A 17,219-nucleotide genomic window follows, 5' to 3' on the forward strand; every position below is an offset into this window, starting at 1 on the left:
GTTTCAAACGTTCCACTCACAGCCAGCCGGCGCCCCTCACCCCACCGCCTGTTCGATCAGCCGGTTCGCCAGCGTCACCTTCTGCGCCAGCGTCGTCGCCAGGATGCGGTGCAGGACCAGCGCCAGCTCCGGATCCTCGCGCTCCAGCCGGGCGAGCGTCGCGGCGGTCAGGCGGTGGATGGTGGCGGGGGTTTCCACCACCACGTCGGCGCCGCGGGTCTGGTTCAGCAGCAGGGCGATCTCGCCCACCACCGCCCCGGCGGTCATGGTGCGCAGCCGCAGGCTCCGGCCGTCGGGCAGGGCGATCTGCACCTTCACCCGGCCGCACCCGATGATGAAGACGTCGCTCGCCGCCTCGCCGGCGCGGATCAGCAGCTCGTCCGGCTGCAGATGCAGGGTGTCCAGTGCCGCCACCGCATCGCCCAGCCGGGGGTGCGGGCCGGTCATCGCCTCCAGATGGCGCAGCAGCGGCGCGTCGGCCCCCGCCGCTCCGCCGCCCCGCCCGCTCTCGGCCAGCAGCGCCTCCTCGCAGGATTCCAGCGCATGATCCAGGTCGGGCGCTCGGCGCAGCACCGGGTCGGCATCAGGGTCCAGGCCGCAGTTGCGGAAGGCGTCCTCCACCGCCCCGGGCAGGGCGCTCAGCACCAGGACGGCGCCGGCCGCCTCCATCAGGTTGCGGATGCGGCGGAACACCCCGGCCGCCGCCGAATCCATGCCCTTGATGTGGCGGAAATCGATGACCAGAAAGCGCAGCGGCGGCTCGCCGGTCCGCTCCAGCCGGTCGCGGATCGGGGCGACGATCTGCTCGGCGGTGCCGAAGAACAGATAGCCCTGAAGCTGCATCGCCTCGATCGCCGCCCCGGCGCCGGACAGATGCAGGCTGGCCGCCGGACTGCGGTCGACCCGGCTGCGCAGTTCCGCCCCGCTGTTCCGGCCGCGGATCACCGGCAGCCGGGAATAGCTGTAGACGAACATCGCCAGCGACACCGCCAACCCCAGCGCCAGCCCCTCCATGAAGCCGATCCCGGCGATCGCCAGCACCACGGCCAGCACGATCAGCCACTCCGTCCGCGGCAGCCGGCGGCGCGCGTCGATCAGCCACTCCTGCAACAGCTCGACGCCCAGGAACAGGATCAGCCCGGCGGTCAGGAACACCGGCGTCACCGACACCAGCCATCCCGCAACCGCCAGCCCGCCCAGGATCACCGCCGCCGTCGCCAGCCCGGCGCCGCGGCCGGTGGCGCCCAGCCGCCCGGCCAGCAGGGTCATGCCCAGTCCGACATAGCCCGACGGCCCGCCCAGCGCCCCCGCCAGCAGGTTGGCAGCCCCGGTGCAGCGCAACTCGGCATCCGCGTCGATGTCGCGGCCCTGCGCCAGCTCGATCCCGCTGACATTCAACAGAAGCCCCAGCATGCCCAGCACCGCCACCGAGACCATGGCGGGCAGCGCGTCCAGCACCCGGCCCCAATCGGCCAGCGCCAGCACCTCGGTCGGAACCGGCAGGCTGAACCCGCCATCACCGGCCACGGCGGGCAGCCAGCCCAGGCCGCGCGCCTGCTCCACCGACAACCCCAGCAGGGGCAGGGCGGCATGAAACGCCAGCGCCGCCGCCAGCAGGACCAGCGGCATGGCGAACGGGCTGTCGCTCCGCCGCATCACCAGGATCAGCAGAACCGCCAGCCCCACCGCCGCCGCCGCGGTAACGCCCACCGCCGGCGTGGACAACTCCGCCAAGCCGGCGCTCAAGCCATGCCGGCCGCTGACCATCGCCAGCGCGCCCTCCACCAGCAGCCAGCCCGACCCGGCCAGGAACCCCGCCACCACCGGATAGGGGAAGAAGCGCACCAGCCGGCCCATCCGCAGCCGTCCCACCATCCAGAACAGCAGCCCGCTCACCAGCGTGCTGCCGCCCAGGATGGCGAAGGCCGTCGCCACCCGCACCCCCTCCGGCGCGCCCTGCAGGTCCGCCGCCATGGTCGCCACGGTGGCGGCGAGGATGGCGACCCCGGTCTCCTGCACCAGTGCGACGGAGTTCGGCTGCGTGCTGCGCAGGGCGACGAGCAGGGCCAGGATGGCGGCGCTCAACAGGACCACGCCGACCCCGGCGCCAAGGCCCGCCGCCAGCGGCCCGGTGAACAGCAGCGCGGCGATGGCAAGCCCATTGCCCAGATTGTCGATGCCCGCGATCAGCCCGATCATCGCCGATGCGGCCAGGGTCCGGCCACGGCCGGCGGAGGGCTTCCGATTTGGGGCGTCGCTCATGATGTCGCGTCGAATCCGGATGCTTGGAACGGATTTCCGGTACGGCGGCGGATCGCCGTCACAGGCGCGGTAGTGAGCGGAAATTCGGCCGCTCAGGCAAGCATTAAGCGGTGATGAATTGTACTGCGCCACTCAGCATTGCAGCAGATCGCATCCCGCCGCCATCGCGGCCCGCCATATGAAAAACGTGCATAAATGTTGAAAACTTCAATTATCAGGAATCATATCGGCTCCCATAAGTCTTTTCAGATGGAGCATTTCATGAGGCATACATATTTGATCGGCCTGCTGCTGCCCCTTGCGCTGGGCGCTGCACCGTCCGTCCTGGCGGCAACCGCGGCGGCGAAGGACAACCCGGAACCGGCCGGCGAGGCGTTCGGCAATCCGCCGGTGCTGACCAATTCCGAATCGCCGCGCGTCGGCTCGCTGCTGATGCGCCAGCCGCAGGCGACCGCCCGTCCTCACACCGGGCAGGCGCGCAATTACGACCTGTTCGTCTCCTTCACCGACGGCTACATCCGCAACCCGGCCCAGGGCCGTCCGGACGCCGTGCGGCTGCGCAGCTACCGCGGCACCAACGTCGACCCCGCCCATCCCTATGTCGCGCCGACCATCGAAGCGACGCCGGGCGACACCGTCCGCATCAAGCTGCACAACCAGCTGCCGGACGATCCGAACTGCGCCAACCAGGCGGCGGCGGACATCAACACGCCGCACTGCTTCAACGGCACCAATCTGCACAGCCACGGCGTCTGGGTCAGCCCGACCGGCAACAGCGACAATGTACTGGTGTCGATCAATCCCGGCGTCGATTTCGAATATGAATACAACATCCCGGCCGACCATCCGGCCGGCACCTTCTGGTACCACCCGCACCGTCACGGCTCGACCGCCCTGCAGGTCGGCAGCGGCATGGCCGGCGCGCTGATCATCCGCGGCGACCGCCCGCCGACCCCCGACGCCAACGGCGACCTCGACACCCTGCTGAAAAGCCCCAAGGGCGTGCCGATGACCGAGCGGGTCCTGCTGTTCGAGCAGATCCCCTACGCCTGCACCAAGGACGGCAAGCTGAAATACCAGGCCGATGGCAAGACCATCGACTGGAGCTGCGCGCCGGGCGAGGTCGGGGAGATCGTGTCCTACAACCAGTTCGCGCCGGGCACCTGGGAGCAGTCCGGGCGATTCACCACCGTCAACGGCCGCGTGCGCCCGATGTTCGCCAATGCGAAGACCGGGCAGGCCGAACGCTGGCGCCTGATCCATGGCGGCGTCCGCTCCCCCATCACGGTGGAATTCCGCAAGCTGGACCCCACCGGCTTCTTCCAGGCCGAAAAGACGCTGTCGGCCGCCGACCAGGACCGCTTCGCCAAGGAACGCTGCACCGGACAGCCGGTCCCCTACATCCTGGCGGCCTCCGACGGTCTGACCATGACCGAAGGGCAGGTGCGCACCAGCGTGCCGATGCAGCCGGGCTATCGTGACGACCTGCTGGTCAACTTCCCCGAACCCGGCATCTACTGCGTCGTCAACAAGCCGGCGGCGGCCAATTCCAGCCCGGACCAGACCGCCACCTCCACCGGCGTGCTCGGCTTCGTCCGCGTGAAGGGCGACCGCGTGGTCAAGGACCCGGTGAAGGAGACCATCCGCCAGTTGGCGGTCAACGCGACGAAATACGCGCCGTCGGTCGCCAAGGAGGTCATCGACGGGCTGACCGCCCGCTGCTTCGGGAAGACCATGGTCGACACCCCCTATTGCCCGCGCTTCAGCAAATTCACCGCCCACCGGCCGATCACCGAGCATGAGGTGATGCACCAGCCCAAGCAGGAACTGACCTTCTTCATCAACCTGCCGCCGGAAGGGGGCAAGCGCACCAACCCGCTGTTCCAGGTCGCCGACAGCTTCCAGGTGGTCGAGAATCCCGACGGCACCTATGGTCCGAAGGGCGCCGCCGCCTACCAGCCGAGCGTGGTCAACCGGCCGGTGATCCTGGGCACCGCCCAGCAGTGGGAACTGGCCTCCTACTTCGTCAGCCATCCCTTCCACATCCACGTCAACCCGTTCGAGATCATCTCGGTCATCGGTCCCGATGGGCGTGACGTCAGCGAACCCGGCTCGGGCGATCCGGACTATGCCGGCATGAAGGGCGTGTGGAAGGACACCATCTGGGTGAAGAGCGACAACAGCAGCGCGCTCACCACCGCCCAGCCGCCCAAGGGCGTCTATAAGGTGACCGTCCGCACCCGCTACGAGCGTTTCATCGGCGAGTATGTGCTGCACTGCCACATCCTCGACCACGAGGACCAGGGCATGATGCAGAATGTCAGCATCGGCGTGCCGGATGGCCGCGGCGGCGTCGCCGGGGCCCACCACTGACCGGTCGCGCACTCCCTGCCCCGACAAGTCGGGGGCGGGGAGTGCGCTCCGCCCGTTGCTGCGATCCGTCGCTGCCTCCAACCATTGAAAAAGGCCCCTGTTTGCGTCTACGGTCGCGCGTCCCCTTGGAGTGAGTGCATGCGCGATATCACCCCCGTCACGGTCGCACGCGGCGACGGCATCGGCCCAGAGATCACGGACGCGGTGCTATATGTGATGAACGCGGCCGGCGCGCGGCTGAAGGTGGAAGAGGTTCCGGCCGGCGAGGCCGTCTACAAGCGGGGCCATCCCGGTGGGCTGGATGCCGCCGGCTGGGGATCGATCCGCCGCACGCGGGTCTTCCTCAAAGGGCCGATCACCATGCCCCAGGGATACGGCAACAAGTCGCTGAATGTCGTCGCCCGCACCACGCTGGGCCTGTTCGCCAACGTCCGTCCCTGCGTGTCCTACCATCCCTATGTGCGGACCCGGCACCCGCGCATGGACGTGGTCATCATCCGAGAGAACGAGGAAGACCTCTACGCCGGGATCGAGCATCGCCAGACCGACGACGTGATCCAGTCGGTGAAGCTGATCTCGCGGCCGGGGTCGGAGCGAATCGTCCGCTACGCCTTCGACTTCGCCCGCTCCAACCACCGGCAAAAGGTGACGGCCTTCGTCAAGGACAACGTCATGAAGATGACGGACGGGCTGTTCCTGAAAATCTTCTACGAGATCGCGGCCGATTATCCGGAGATCAAGGCCGACCACATGATCGTCGACATCGGCGCCGCCCGGCTGGCGGACCAGCCGGAGCGCTTCGACGTCATCGTCACCCTGAACCTCTATGGCGACATCGTCTCCGACATCGCCGCCCAGCTGACCGGCTCGGTCGGGCTGGCCGGCTCCGCCAACATCGGCGAGACCTGTGCCATGTTCGAGGCGATCCACGGCTCCGCCCCGATGATCGCCGGACAGGGCATCGCCAACCCGTCCGGCCTGCTGATGGCCGCGGTGATGATGCTGGTCCATATCGGTCAGGGCGACATCGCCGCGCGCATCCACAATGCGTGGCTGAAGACCATCGAGGACGGCATCCACACCGCCGACATCTATGCCCGCGGGCTGGGGCGCGTGCGTGCCGGCACCGCCGCCTTCGCCGAGGCGGTGGTGGAGCGGCTGGGCCAGACCCCGGTCACCATGCCGCCGGTCGGCTATTCGACCGCCCGCCCGGCTTACGACGGCATCAACCGGCTGGCCCCGCGCGTGCGTGCGCTGAAGGAGCTGGTCGGCGTCGACGTCTTCCTGCAATGGTCCGGCGGCCTGCCCGACGATCTGGCGGAGCTGGTGCTGCCGCTGTCGACCGACGCATTGAAGCTGACCAGCATCTCCAACCGCTCGCAACGGGTCTGGCCGGACGGCAACGCCGACGTCTTCTGCACCGACCATTGGCGCTGCCGCTTCCTGTCGCAGCACGGACCAGTGCAGCATGGCGCCATCGTCGAACTGCTGGGCCGGCTGGCCGCCGCGGGAATCGACTTCACCCAGACCGAGAATCTCAGCAATTTCGACGGCAAGGCCGGCTTTTCCTCGCCGGGCCTGTGAACCCATGGCCGCGGTGGGAATAAAGTGGCAGGGCAGGGCGTCATGACAGGTGACGACGCCTTGCCCGGACCCGACATGACCCCGCCAGACATCGACGACCGCGCCATCGCCGCCCATGTGCCGCGGCTTCGGCGCTATGCGACCGCCCTGGTGGGCAACCGGTTCGACGCCGACGACCTCGTGCAGGACTGTGTGGAAAAGGCGCTGGCCAACCGCCATACCTTGCGCGACCCGTCGAAGCTCGGCGGCTGGCTGATGACGATCTTGCACAACCTGCACATCTCCGGCCAGCGCGGCCGGCGCCGTCGCGGCGCCGAGGTGCCGGTGGAGGATCTGGCCGACGATCTGGCGCTCAGCGCCCCTCCCTCCGACCGCGGGGCGGTGCGCGACTTCGTCCGCGCCTTCGCCCAGCTGACCGACGAGCACCGCACCATCCTGCTGCTGACGGGAATGGAAGGGCTGTCCTACCGGGAGGTGGCGGAGGTTCTGGAACTGCCGATCGGAACGGTGATGTCGCGGCTGGCCCGGGCGCGCGAAAAATTGAGGGTCCTGCTGGACGGTGGAACCCAGCAGGTCGTCAGGAGGATCAAGTGATGAGCGGCACCAGCAATCCCGTGACCGAGGCCGAGCTTCATGCCTGGCTGGACGGCGAGTTGCCGGAGGAACGGCTGGCCGATGTCGAGCGCCACCTCGCCGACAATCCCGAGGTCGCCCAGCGCTTCGACCGCTACCGTGCCCAGCGGTCGCTGCTGGGCCAGAGCTTCGGTCCGCTGATCGACCAGCCGCTGCCCGACCGCCTGACCCCGCCCTTCACCGCCCGCGACCATGCCGCTCCGGTCCCGCACCGCTGGGGCAGGGGGGCTTGGTGGGGGGCGGCGATCGCCGCCTCCCTCCTGATGTTCGTCGCCGGCGGGGCCGGCGGCTGGCTGCTGCGCGACCGCGTCGGCTGGCGGGCCGAGCCCTTGACCGCCGCCTTCATCGCCGACGCCGTCGCCGCCCATCGCGTCTTCTCCGTCGAGGTTCGCCATCCGGTCGAGATCGGCGTCGATGAGGAGGCTCATTTGGTGAACTGGCTGTCCAAGCGGCTGGGCAAGAACATGCGTTGCCCAAAAGTCACAAGAGGGGGCTACCAGCTGATCGGCGGGCGGCTTTTGGCCGATTCCGCTGGACCTGTTGCAATGTACATGTACGAGGATGCGGCCGGGCGTCGCATCACGTTGTATATCCGCCCCTCTCCCAACACCTCCGGTTCAGCGTTCCGCTTCGCCCAGGATGGCGGTGTGCGCGCTTTGTATTGGCAGGACAATGGGTTGGCGCTGGCCGTCGCCGGAGAGGCCGATCGGGATACCCTGTCCGGCGTCGCCGAGGAGGTTTATGGCGCGCTGAATTCATGAGTCTGCCCACGGACTTATCAACAGGAATGTTGCCGCGCCCCCCTATCGTCCGCGGCCGTCATCTGGTAGCTTCCTCACCGGCTGGCACAAAATGTTGCGGCTTATGGAAAACGGCACTAGACCGTGACCTGTTTGCCACAACATAACCGGACACCGGATCGGGAGTACTCGGGGATGAGTTGGACGGACGAGCGGATTCAACAGCTCAAGGATCTCTGGTCCCAGGGGTTGAGCGCGAGCGAGATCGCCGACATTCTGGGAGACATCACCCGCAACGCGGTCATCGGCAAGGCCCATCGCCTGGGTTTGTCGGGCCGGCCGTCGCCCATCAAGAAGAAGCCGACGCGCGGCGCCACCATCCTTGCTCTGACGGAGCGGATGTGCAAATGGCCGGTCGGCGACCCCAAGCACCAGGATTTCCATTTCTGCGGCAAGAACGCCTTGCCCGGCATGCCCTATTGCGCGGAACATGCGGCAATGGCCTATCAGCCGGCATCGGGCGGCAAGAAGCGCGAGGAAGACCGCAACGTCGGCGCCGCCTGACCGGTCGACAAGCCATTCAAAAAAGCCCGCTCTCGGGGGAGAGGCGGGCTTTTTTGTTGCCTGAATCTTGGATCGGCCGAGCCGCGAGCGCCTTACCGCCCTTCCGCCGCATCGCGCAGCACCAGCACCATCCCCTTGTGTCCGGCGACAAGCATCGCCGCACCTGCCGGCCGGTCCGGTCCCTCGACCGACCACAGTGTGTCGCCGACGAACACCCGTCCATGTCCGTTGACAATCGGCTCGCTCAGCGTCACCGCCCGTCCGACGAGTTGGCCAGCGCGGTCGTTGATCCGCGCAGCATTGCCTTCCACCGATGCGTTGCGGCGGCGTGAAAGGACGATGGCGACGCCAACCGCCGCACCGGCGGCAATGGTGAAGAAGCCAGCCTCGTTGATCAGTCCCCAATCGTGCCACAACGCCGTCACCAGCCCGGTCAGCAGCGCGGCTCCGCCGAACCAGACCAGGAAAATGCCGGGGATCACCAGTTCCGCCGCGATCAGCACGGCACCCAGCGCTCCCCACAACAGAGGCGACATTCGCTCACTCCCCATCCGACGCAGTCGTGGTGGGCGGCACCGACCAGGGATTGCGCGGAGCGGATGAGGGCGGGGAGGCCGGACGCGGCGGGGTGGCGTCGCGCACCAGATCGCCCAAGCCCGCCAGCGCGCCTGCGACGCCGGCCAGTTCCACCGGCAGGATCATGGTCTTCTGGTTGGGAGACGCGGCAAAGGCCTTCAACGCCTCCATGTATTTCTGGCCGAGGAAATAGCCCAGCGCCTGGTTCGATCCCTGCGCCACCGCCTCCGACACCAGCCGGGTGGCTTTGGCCTCGGCCTCCGCCAGACGTTCGCGCGCCTCGGCCTCCAGCTTGGCGGCTTCCAGCTTGCCCTGGGCGATGCGGATCTGGCTTTCCTTCTCGGCGTCAGCCTCCAGGATCTGGGCGCGGCGGAGGCGTTCCGCCTTCAACTGCCGGCCCATCGCCTGGACGATGTCGTCGGGCGGGGTGATGTCGCGCAGTTCGATGCGGGTCACCCGCACGCCCCAGGAGGCCGTCGCCTCGTCCACCGCGCGCAGCAGGCTGGCGTTGATCGCCTCGCGCTGGCTCAGCAACTCGTCGAGGTCCATTGAGCCCATCACCGTGCGGGTGGTGGTCATTGCCAGCGTCTGGATCGCCCGCTGCAGGTCGTTGACCTCATAGGTCGCCTTCATTGGGTCCAGCACCTGGAAATACAGGACGCCGTCGGCCGTCACTGCAGCATTGTCCTTGGTGATGACACTCTGCGACGGCACGTCCACCACCGTTTCGCGCATGTCCACCTTGGCCCGCACCGAGCTGATGACCGGGAAGATGACGTTGAAGCCCGGATGCAGCGTTTCCTGATAGCGGCCCAGCCGCTCGACGATGAAGTTGAAGCCCTGGGGGACGATGCGGACGCTGGTGATCGCCAGGATGACGACCAGCACGAACGCCGCGATGACCAGAATGCCGAGTTCCATCGATGGCCGCTCCTGACATGGGCGGACGCCGCATCGGGCGTCCTCCGCCTATCATGAGGCAATTTGCGGAGGCTGCAAATCCCGCCTCCGCCGCGATGATCCGTCTTAATAGTCCTGGGTGTCGTGCTTCAGCTTGACCAGTTCGCCGTTCAGCAGCGACAGCATCAGCTGCACGACCATCTCGTGAACGATCACGGTGTGGTGATTACCGGTCTCCTGCATCGCCTTGCGCAGCGCATCGCGCACGGCCGGCACGCCGGTGACGTCGATCAGCACATCCAACTGCTCGCCCAACTGCGCCAACTCGTGGAAATTGGTGGTGGTCTTCACGCCACGATGGATGGCAAGCTTCATGCCCGGCGCCTCCGGATCGAGGTCCGCCACACCCAGCAGTTCGACGAAGGGGGCGGCCAGCAGCTTGCGCAGCAGCGGCGTTCCGGTCTCGCCGGCGCCCACGACGGCGACGCGGAACAGATTGTTGGGCATCGGGTTCGGTCCTTTCACGAATCGCGCAAGAAAAAAGCGGGGAGCCGAAACTCCCCACCCGAACCCTAGCTGAGCCGCGGTCCGGTTTGACCCGGACGCGGCGTCGCACCCTGTAAACTATAAGCGCTGGACAGAGACGAAGCCGACCTTACGACCAGGCGGCCATCTTCTTCTCCAGGTTGTCCGACAGCTTGTCCAGGAACTGCTTGGTGGTCAGCCACGGCTGCTGCGGGCCAATCAGGATGGCGAGATCCTTGGTCATGAAGCCGGACTCGACGGTCTCGACGCAGACGCGCTCCAGCGTCTGGGCGAACTTGATCACGTCCGGGGTGTTGTCGAACTTGCCGCGATAGGCCAGACCCTGGGTCCAGGCATAGATCGAGGCGATCGGGTTGGTCGAGGTTTCCTTGCCCTTCTGGTGCTCGCGGTAGTGGCGGGTCACCGTACCGTGGGCGGCTTCGGCCTCGACGGTCTTGCCGTCCGGCGTGACCAGGACCGAGGTCATCAGGCCCAGCGAGCCGAAGCCCTGCGCCACGACGTCCGACTCGACGTCGCCGTCGTAGTTCTTGCAGGCCCAGACGAAGCCGCCTTCCCACTTCAGGGCCGAGGCGACCATGTCGTCGATCAGGCGGTGCTCGTAGACCAGCCCCTTGGCCTTGAACTGGTCGGCATAGGTCTCGTCGAAGACCTTCTGGAAGATATCCTTGAAGCGGCCGTCATAGGCCTTCAGGATCGTGTTCTTGGTCGACAGATAGACCGAGTAGCCGCGCTCCAGGCCGTACATGAAGCTGGAGTGGGCGAAGCCCTCGATCGAGTCGTCGAGGTTGTACATGCCCATCGCCACGCCGGCGCTGGGGTAGTCAAACACCTCATGTTCGATCTGCTGGCTGCCGTCGGCGGCTTCCCACTTGATCGTCATCTTGCCCGGGCCGGGGACGACGAAGTCGGTGGCCTTGTACTGGTCGCCGAAGGCGTGACGGCCGATGATGATCGGCTTGGTCCAGCCCGGGACGTAGCGCGGAACGTTGGAGCAGACGATCGGCTCGCGGAAGACGGTGCCGCCCAGGATGTTGCGGATCGTGCCGTTCGGCGACTTCCACATCTTCTTGAGGTTGAACTCCTTCACCCGAGCTTCGTCCGGGGTGATGGTCGCGCACTTCACGCCGACGCCATACTGCTTGATGGCGTTCGCGGACTCGACGGTGACCTTGTCGTCGGTCTTGTCGCGGTTCTCGATGCCGAGGTCGTAGTACTTCAGGTCGATGTCGAGGTAGGGCAGGATCAGCTTGTCTTTGATGAACTGCCAGATGATGCGCGTCATCTCGTCGCCGTCGAGTTCGACGACCGGATTGGCTACCTTGATCTTGGTCATGGGTGCGAGATCTCCCCGAACGGGTAAGGGCGTTGTCATTCCTTGGGAGCCGGGCGCGTCGTCCAGCGGGCGCTTGTTGCCGGGGAGCATGCCGCATGGGTGGCTCCCCGGTACCCCGGGCGGAAATCAATCGCGGTTATATAGCATCGCCCCGTGACGGAAAGGAAGGCGCGGCGGTGGCTTAGGCGTCGATGTCGCATGATTCCGCTTGCAACGCAGCCCCGCGGCCGGCCATGATGGTCAATTGGTATTACCGGTTGGCCGGATTGAGCGCTCGGCGAGGCGGAATGTGCCGCGGACGCCTCAAATCCGGCCTCAGGAGTGGTCAGGCTGCCGACTCCGGCGTGCGCGCGGGCCTCAGTTCCGCCGATTGGCCGTGTGACGCGGTGGCAAGGTCCCGTTCCGCATTCAGCATGTAATCGCGGGTCAGCGGCACCGCGCCCAGCGAGCGCGCGACCTGCACCTGGAACACCATATGGCCCTGCAGGCGGAAGGCCAGTTCGGCGCCGGCCAGATAGAACTCCCACATCCGGCAGAAGCGCTCGTCATACAGCGCCTTCGCGTCCTCCCAATGGGCGGTGAAGCGGGCGCGCCAGTGGCGCAGCGTCTCGGCGTAATGCAGGCGCAGAACCTCAAGGTCGGTGGCCAGCAGGCCCGATCGCTCGATGACCGGCAGCACCTCCGACAGGGCGGGGGAATAGCCGCCGGGGAAGATGTATTTGCGGATCCACGGATTGGTGCTTGCCGGTCCATCTAGTCGGCCGATGGAATGGATCAGCGCCACGCCCTCGTCGTTCAGCATGTCGCGCACCGCATCGAAGTAATTGCGGTAATGCGGCACGCCGACATGCTCGAACATGCCGACCGAAACGATGCGGTCGAAGGCCCCGCGATGGGCGGCGGCGAACTCGCGATAGTCGCGCAGTTCGAAGGTGACCCGGTCGGACAGTCCCGCCTCATCCGCCCGCTGGCGGGCCACGGCGAGCTGCTCGGACGACAGCGTGATGCCGGTCACCCGCGCTCCGGTGTGCCGCGCCAGATAGAGCGCCATGCCGCCCCAGCCGCAGCCGATGTCGAGCACCCGCATGCCGGGGACGATCAGCAGCTTGGCCGCGATGTGCCGCTTCTTGGCCTCCTGCGCCTCGTCCAGTGACAGGCCGGGCTCGGCGAAATAGGCACAGGAATACTGCATGTCCCGATCGAGGAACAGCTGATAGAACTGGCGTGACAGGTTGTAATGGTGCTCGACATTCTGGCGGGAACGCCGCATCGGGTTGTGCTGCTGCACCCGACGCAGCAGCGGCGACAGCGACTCCAAAGCGGTGCCGAGGGCGCCCTGCACCTCGGCACCGCTCATCAGCATCGACAGCAGGTCGTAGATGCCGCCGCCTTCGATGGAAAAGCGACCGTTCATATAGGCCTCGCCGAACCGAAGGCGCGGATTGATGAGCAGGTCGCGCTCCAGGGCGCGGTCGTGAAGGCGAAGGGTCAGGTTTGGTGACCCGGATCCGATCCGATGGTGCTTCCCATCGGCCGTAATGAGATTGAGCGTTCCGTCGCCCTTGGCGGCGGCAAGCAGACGAACCAGCAGCATGCCGAACTCCTTCCGCGGTGCCGTTCCAAGCATGGCGCGCAGGAAGGGGTGCGACAATTCGTCAATCGGTCAGAACTGCTACCCAATTGGGTATTGCGGACGTATGCACACAGTCGTGCCTGCCGTCAGTATCGGCGGCCAAGAAAAAGCGGAAAACCGCCCGGCCCCGGGTGGGGCGGGCGGTTTCCGGACGAGCGGTACGACGTGCCGCCGAAATCCCGAAGACGTCTCCGGGGCTTCGGCCGCAGAAGGGCGATCAGCCCTCCTCTTCCTCGGTCGCGGTCTCTTCGACGTAGGTCTCTTCTTCCTCGTCCTCGTCGCGCAGGTCGGCGGCGGTGATCATGCCACCACGCTGGGCCTGCAGTTCGGCCTCTTCAGCCGAACGGGCGACGTTGACCGTGACCGTGATCGACACTTCCGGATGCAGGACGACGCGCAGCTTGAACAGACCCAGGGTCTTGATCGGGGTGTCGATCTGGACCTGCTTGCGGTCGGTCTTGTAGCCGGCGGCGGTCAGCGCGTCGGAGACGTCGCGGGTGGTCACGGAACCGTACAGAACGCCGGTCTCGGCGGCCTGACGGATCACGACGACCGTCACGTTGTCCATCTTGGTCGCGACCTGCTCGGCGTCCTTGCGGCGCTCCAGGTTCACGGCTTCAAGGTGGGCCTTCTGCTTCTCGAAGACGGCCAGGTTCGCCTTGGTGGCGCGCATGGCCTTCTTCTGCGGCAGCAGATAGTTGCGGGCGAAGCCGGGACGCACATTGACGACCTGGCCCATCTGGCCGAGCTTCTCGACCCGCTCCAGCAGAATAACTTCCATCACTCGTCCTCCTGACCGGGGGCCGCGGGGGAAAACCGGCGGCGCAGCCCGATCCATTGCTCGATCATGCCCAGGCCGACCAAAAGCAGGATCGGCCACCCGAAGAGAAACAGCATCATGTAGAAGCCAACCAGGATCAGCGTGCGCGCCGATTTGCTGCTGGCGAATACATGGACCACCGAAAGCCCGGCAAAGGCGAAGGGTACCGCCAGGATCAGAGCCAGATTGACCGCCAGGAACCCGACGGTTCCCGGTACGGCCGAAGCCGCCGCGACCGCCACCGCGAACAGCGGCGCCAGCCAATGCGGCAGTTCCAGCTCGGCCAGACGCATGGCAGGGCGCCGGTTGCGGCCGAACCGCATCAGCGCCCCCTGCGCCAGCACCGCGTTGACGATCGTCATGACAAGCCATGAGACCGCAACCAGCCCCGGCAGGACGGCCGCCACCCAGAATTCCGCGGGATCCGGGGCCGGCTGGCCCTGCGAGCGGAACGCCGGCTCGACGACTCGGGCCAGGGTCTGCCGCATCAGCCCTTCCAACCCACCGGGCTGGTCGAGCGTCAGGATCACCGCGGCGAGCAGCGCCGCCACGCCCATCCCGGTCAGGCCCATCAGGACCCGGCCGGGCGGATACCATTCCAGGGTTCCATCCTCCCGCGCACGCGCCAGCAGCGACTGCCGCACCACCAGGACCGCCGGGGCGGCCCCGGTCACCAGGTAGGACAGCGCCACCAGCATGCTGCCGGAGGTACACAGCATCACCGCGGCGGCGCCGGCCAGACCGGCCAGCATCACCGCCGGCGCCCCCAGCCACAGCCCCGTCAGGAACAGCGGCAGGGGGGCCAGATAGCCAAGGATCAGCGCACCCATCCCGCCGAACGTGACCGACAGGTAGAAGAACGCGCTTGCCAGACCGCCGCCGACGGCGACCACCAGCGGCAAGGCCGGACCCAAGGCCATGGAAACCCCTTGAATACCTTCACCGAAACAGTTCGGCCGTTGCCGGGCTTACTTCACCACGTAGGGGAGAAGGGCCAGGAAACGGGCGCGCTTGATGGCGCGGGCCAGTTCACGCTGCTTCTTCGTCGAGACCGCGGTGATGCGGCTCGGGACGATCTTCCCGCGCTCGGAGATGAAGCGGGACAGCAGCTTGACGTCCTTGTAGTCGATCGCCGGAGCATTCGCGCCCGAGAACGGGCAGGTCTTGCGGCGACGGAAGAACGGGCGGCGCGCGCCGCCGGTGCGGGCCGGAGCGCCCGTGGTCTGCTTGTCGGACATTTACGCGGTCTCCCCTTCGGCGGCGGCAACGTTTTCCTGGCGGCGCGGCGGACGCGGGCCACGGTCGTCGAAGCGACGCGGACCACGGTCGCCACGATCGCCGCGCTCACCACGCTCGTTGCGGCTCTGCATCATCGCCGACGGGTTGGCGTCGAGGGCGTCGACACGCACGGTCATGAAGCGCAGCACGTCTTCGCTGATGCTCATGTTCCGCTCCATCTCGGCGACGGCGGCGGCCGGCGCGTCGATGTTGAAGAGGGTGTAGTGACCCTTGCGGTTCTTCTTGATCTTGTAGGTGAGGGTCTTCAGACCCCAGTATTCGCTCTTGGCGATCGTGCCGCCGTTGTCGCGGACGATCTGGGCGAACTGCTCAGAGAGCTGCTCGGCCTGGGCGGCCGAAATGTCCTGGCGCGCGATCAGCACGCACTCGTAAAGTGCCATTGCACTCCCCATGGCTGTTCATGGTCCGGCGCTGCGCCCCATCCCTCATGGATCGGATCAGCTGCCCGGGCCTAGCCGACGGCGAACCGCCGGCAAGGAGTTATGAAGCGGCGCAGTATGCACAGGCCGGCGGTGGTAGCAAGCGGAAATCCGGGCCGGGACGCGCCGCCTTTCGGAAAAATCTATTCGCGTTATAGGGATCTGCCCGGATGACCCCCGCTGGGCTGCCTTGGGCATGGGGTGGGCAGGGCGAGGCAGGGGTGGCTATCGCGCGGGATAAGCTCCGGCGCATTTGACCGAAGTGCAACGGATCGCTCCAGACGCCATGTTCTGCCTGCCGTTTTGCGGCGGAGTTCGCGGTGCGTCCGTCGGTCGCGCACTCCGCCCGCGGCGATGACAGCCCGGTGCCTGGAGTAGCCATGCGCAAGAACATGTTGCCGTATCATGTTGTGGAACTGAGGGGGCTGGCCTGCATCCTGCTGGTCGCCTACCACGTGGTCGGCATTCCCGGGGCCGGCATGCAGGTGGCGGAGGGGTCGGTCTACCGCTATGCCACCGACAGCTTCGAACTGATCCGCATGCCGCTCTTCACCTTCATCTCGGGGCTCGTCTACGCCCTGAACCCGGCCAGGGGCGACCGGCTGAAGACCTTCTTCGTCAAGAAGCTGCGTCGCCTGGGCTTTCCCTTCCTGGTGGTGTCCACTCTCTTCTATCTGTTGCAGACCCACGCACCCGGTGCGAACGGGACCTCCGCCCCCGATTCGATGTGGCGGATCTACGTCTTCTCCTATGCCCATTTCTGGTATCTGCAGGCGCTGTTCCTGATCTTCACGGGCGTCGCGCTGCTCGACGTGCTGCACGCGATGGACCGGCCGGGCCGCTTCGCGCTCGCCATGGCGGCCGCGGTGGTCTTGTGCCTGACGGTCCATGTCGACTCGAACGTCCTGTCGGTGAACGAGGCCTGCTTCCTGTTGCCGCACTTCCTGCTGGGGGTGGGGGTGATCCGCTTCCGCGCCATGGTTCCCCGGCAGACGATGCTGGGGGCCGCCGGTGCCGCGCTCGCCATCGGCGTGGCACTGCATCAGGCGTCGCTGTGGGGGTATCTGCCGCATTTCGGCTGGAACAGCGGCGTCGCCCTCCTGTGCGGTATGGGGGGAGCGGTGACGCTGCTGCACGCCATGCCGCCGGGCCGGATTTTCCGGACGGTGGGCGCCTCCTCCTACGCCATCTATCTGCATCACGCCCTGTTCGCAGCCGGTGCGCGGGTGGTCCTGCACCGGCTGGCTGCCACGGACGGCATAATTTTCTGCGTGGCGCTGATCGCCGGCCTGACCGGCCCGATGGTGCTGGAGGCTTTGGCGCAGATCAGGCCCTGGACCAGGGTGGCGCTGGTGGGCAAGGCATGAGCGCAGCCCTTTGATTTGCGCCGCAGCAGAAGGCGCAAGACCCGGTTCGCGGCACCTCTGGGTCAGCCTACGAACAACCCCTTCTGCACGGCGGTTTTTCGTGGGCCTTCTGCGTCAATACGTGGCGTTTTATCGCACCATTGTCGCTTTGGTCATCGCGCGTCGCTTGA

At 66.8% G+C, this 17,219-nt stretch carries 16 protein-coding genes; 6 read left to right on the forward strand and 10 right to left on the reverse strand.

The genetic code is table 11. The features are described from left to right. Positions 1-36: 36 nt before the first annotated feature. Complete coding sequence (locus B9N97_RS18100; RefSeq protein ID WP_085089159.1) at positions 37-2,262, reverse strand: SLC26A/SulP transporter family protein; 2,226 nt, start codon at positions 2,260-2,262, stop codon at positions 37-39. A 261-nt stretch (positions 2,263-2,523) separates the two neighbouring features. Between B9N97_RS18100 and B9N97_RS18105 the strand changes: the two genes are divergently transcribed. The 5 genes from B9N97_RS18105 (at position 2,524) to B9N97_RS18125 (ending at position 8,156) form a co-directional block, all read left to right on the forward strand. Beyond that, positions 2,524-4,635 (forward strand): multicopper oxidase family protein, encoded by a 2,112-nt coding sequence (locus B9N97_RS18105; RefSeq protein WP_085090645.1) that lies wholly within the window; start codon positions 2,524-2,526, stop codon positions 4,633-4,635. A 138-nt stretch (positions 4,636-4,773) separates the two neighbouring features. After that, on the forward strand, positions 4,774-6,219 hold the full coding sequence (locus B9N97_RS18110) for an NADP-dependent isocitrate dehydrogenase (RefSeq protein WP_085089161.1): 1,446 nt from the start codon (positions 4,774-4,776) through the stop codon (positions 6,217-6,219). 75 nt (positions 6,220-6,294) lie between these two features. After that, positions 6,295-6,813: an RNA polymerase sigma factor gene (locus B9N97_RS18115; protein WP_244560763.1), complete on the forward strand. Its 519-nt coding sequence runs from the start codon at positions 6,295-6,297 to the stop codon at positions 6,811-6,813. Next, positions 6,813-7,613 carry an anti-sigma factor family protein gene (locus tag B9N97_RS18120; RefSeq protein ID WP_085089165.1) on the forward strand — a complete coding sequence of 267 codons (801 nt, stop codon included), beginning with the start codon at positions 6,813-6,815 and terminating at the stop codon, positions 7,611-7,613. Before B9N97_RS18115 ends, B9N97_RS18120 begins: the two co-directional genes overlap by 1 nt. 174 nt (positions 7,614-7,787) lie before the next feature. Continuing rightward, a complete protein-coding gene (locus tag B9N97_RS18125) occupies positions 7,788-8,156 on the forward strand; it encodes a GcrA family cell cycle regulator (protein WP_085089167.1) in 369 nt (122 codons plus the stop codon). A 92-nt stretch (positions 8,157-8,248) separates the two neighbouring features. On the opposite strand, the gene B9N97_RS18130 is transcribed toward B9N97_RS18125, so the two are convergent. From B9N97_RS18130 to rpsF, 9 genes are all read right to left on the reverse strand, one after another. Next, positions 8,249-8,692, reverse strand: a complete 444-nt coding sequence (locus B9N97_RS18130; protein WP_085089169.1) for an NfeD family protein — start codon at positions 8,690-8,692, stop codon at positions 8,249-8,251. Between the two features lie 4 nt (positions 8,693-8,696). After that, the gene (locus tag B9N97_RS18135; RefSeq protein ID WP_085089171.1) at positions 8,697-9,653 is read right to left on the reverse strand and encodes an SPFH domain-containing protein; all 957 of its coding nucleotides are present in this window, start codon (positions 9,651-9,653) and stop codon (positions 8,697-8,699) included. Between the two features lie 105 nt (positions 9,654-9,758). Further along, positions 9,759-10,139, reverse strand: coding sequence for an oxidoreductase (locus B9N97_RS18140; protein WP_085089172.1), 381 nt, complete (start codon positions 10,137-10,139; stop codon positions 9,759-9,761). Between the two features lie 148 nt (positions 10,140-10,287). Further along, positions 10,288-11,511, reverse strand: a complete 1,224-nt coding sequence (locus B9N97_RS18145; RefSeq protein WP_085089173.1) for an NADP-dependent isocitrate dehydrogenase — start codon at positions 11,509-11,511, stop codon at positions 10,288-10,290. A 325-nt stretch (positions 11,512-11,836) separates the two neighbouring features. Continuing rightward, the gene (locus B9N97_RS18150) at positions 11,837-13,105 is read right to left on the reverse strand and encodes an SAM-dependent methyltransferase (protein ID WP_085089174.1); all 1,269 of its coding nucleotides are present in this window, start codon (positions 13,103-13,105) and stop codon (positions 11,837-11,839) included. A 256-nt stretch (positions 13,106-13,361) separates the two neighbouring features. After that, positions 13,362-13,925: a 50S ribosomal protein L9 gene (rplI, locus tag B9N97_RS18155; protein WP_085089175.1), complete on the reverse strand. Its 564-nt coding sequence runs from the start codon at positions 13,923-13,925 to the stop codon at positions 13,362-13,364. Next, complete coding sequence (locus B9N97_RS18160) at positions 13,925-14,884, reverse strand: DUF2232 domain-containing protein (protein WP_085089176.1); 960 nt, start codon at positions 14,882-14,884, stop codon at positions 13,925-13,927. The genes rplI and B9N97_RS18160 overlap by 1 nt, the downstream gene beginning before the upstream one ends. Before the next feature lie 48 nt (positions 14,885-14,932). Next, complete coding sequence (gene rpsR / locus B9N97_RS18165) at positions 14,933-15,202, reverse strand: 30S ribosomal protein S18 (RefSeq protein ID WP_012974291.1); 270 nt, start codon at positions 15,200-15,202, stop codon at positions 14,933-14,935. Continuing rightward, positions 15,203-15,643: a 30S ribosomal protein S6 gene (gene rpsF / locus B9N97_RS18170; protein WP_085089177.1), complete on the reverse strand. Its 441-nt coding sequence runs from the start codon at positions 15,641-15,643 to the stop codon at positions 15,203-15,205. It abuts the gene before it with no gap. Between the two features lie 419 nt (positions 15,644-16,062). Between rpsF and B9N97_RS18175 the strand changes: the two genes are divergently transcribed. Beyond that, positions 16,063-17,049, forward strand: a complete 987-nt coding sequence (locus tag B9N97_RS18175; protein ID WP_085089178.1) for an acyltransferase family protein — start codon at positions 16,063-16,065, stop codon at positions 17,047-17,049. The last annotated feature ends 170 nt before the right edge of the window (positions 17,050-17,219 follow it).

Source organism: Azospirillum oryzae (assembly GCF_900177515.1).
Taxonomy (GTDB): domain Bacteria; phylum Pseudomonadota; class Alphaproteobacteria; order Azospirillales; family Azospirillaceae; genus Azospirillum; species Azospirillum oryzae_A.

Excerpts from the sequence above, each read along its gene's own strand:
- B9N97_RS18100 (WP_085089159.1), bottom strand. The coding sequence starts at position 2,262 with ATGAGCGACGCCCCAAATCGGAAGCCCTCCGCCGGCCGTGGCCGGACC.
- B9N97_RS18105 (WP_085090645.1), top strand. The coding sequence starts at position 2,524 with ATGAGGCATACATATTTGATCGGCCTGCTGCTGCCCCTTGCGCTGGGC.
- B9N97_RS18110 (WP_085089161.1), top strand. The coding sequence starts at position 4,774 with ATGCGCGATATCACCCCCGTCACGGTCGCACGCGGCGACGGCATCGGC.
- B9N97_RS18115 (WP_244560763.1), top strand. The coding sequence starts at position 6,295 with ATGACCCCGCCAGACATCGACGACCGCGCCATCGCCGCCCATGTGCCG.
- B9N97_RS18120 (WP_085089165.1), top strand. The coding sequence starts at position 6,813 with ATGAGCGGCACCAGCAATCCCGTGACCGAGGCCGAGCTTCATGCCTGG.
- B9N97_RS18125 (WP_085089167.1), top strand. The coding sequence starts at position 7,788 with ATGAGTTGGACGGACGAGCGGATTCAACAGCTCAAGGATCTCTGGTCC.
- B9N97_RS18130 (WP_085089169.1), bottom strand. The coding sequence starts at position 8,692 with ATGTCGCCTCTGTTGTGGGGAGCGCTGGGTGCCGTGCTGATCGCGGCG.
- B9N97_RS18135 (WP_085089171.1), bottom strand. The coding sequence starts at position 9,653 with ATGGAACTCGGCATTCTGGTCATCGCGGCGTTCGTGCTGGTCGTCATC.
- B9N97_RS18140 (WP_085089172.1), bottom strand. The coding sequence starts at position 10,139 with ATGCCCAACAATCTGTTCCGCGTCGCCGTCGTGGGCGCCGGCGAGACC.
- B9N97_RS18145 (WP_085089173.1), bottom strand. The coding sequence starts at position 11,511 with ATGACCAAGATCAAGGTAGCCAATCCGGTCGTCGAACTCGACGGCGAC.
- B9N97_RS18150 (WP_085089174.1), bottom strand. The coding sequence starts at position 13,105 with ATGCTGCTGGTTCGTCTGCTTGCCGCCGCCAAGGGCGACGGAACGCTC.
- rplI (WP_085089175.1), bottom strand. The coding sequence starts at position 13,925 with ATGGAAGTTATTCTGCTGGAGCGGGTCGAGAAGCTCGGCCAGATGGGC.
- B9N97_RS18160 (WP_085089176.1), bottom strand. The coding sequence starts at position 14,884 with ATGGCCTTGGGTCCGGCCTTGCCGCTGGTGGTCGCCGTCGGCGGCGGT.
- rpsR (WP_012974291.1), bottom strand. The coding sequence starts at position 15,202 with ATGTCCGACAAGCAGACCACGGGCGCTCCGGCCCGCACCGGCGGCGCG.
- rpsF (WP_085089177.1), bottom strand. The coding sequence starts at position 15,643 with ATGGCACTTTACGAGTGCGTGCTGATCGCGCGCCAGGACATTTCGGCC.
- B9N97_RS18175 (WP_085089178.1), top strand. The coding sequence starts at position 16,063 with ATGCGCAAGAACATGTTGCCGTATCATGTTGTGGAACTGAGGGGGCTG.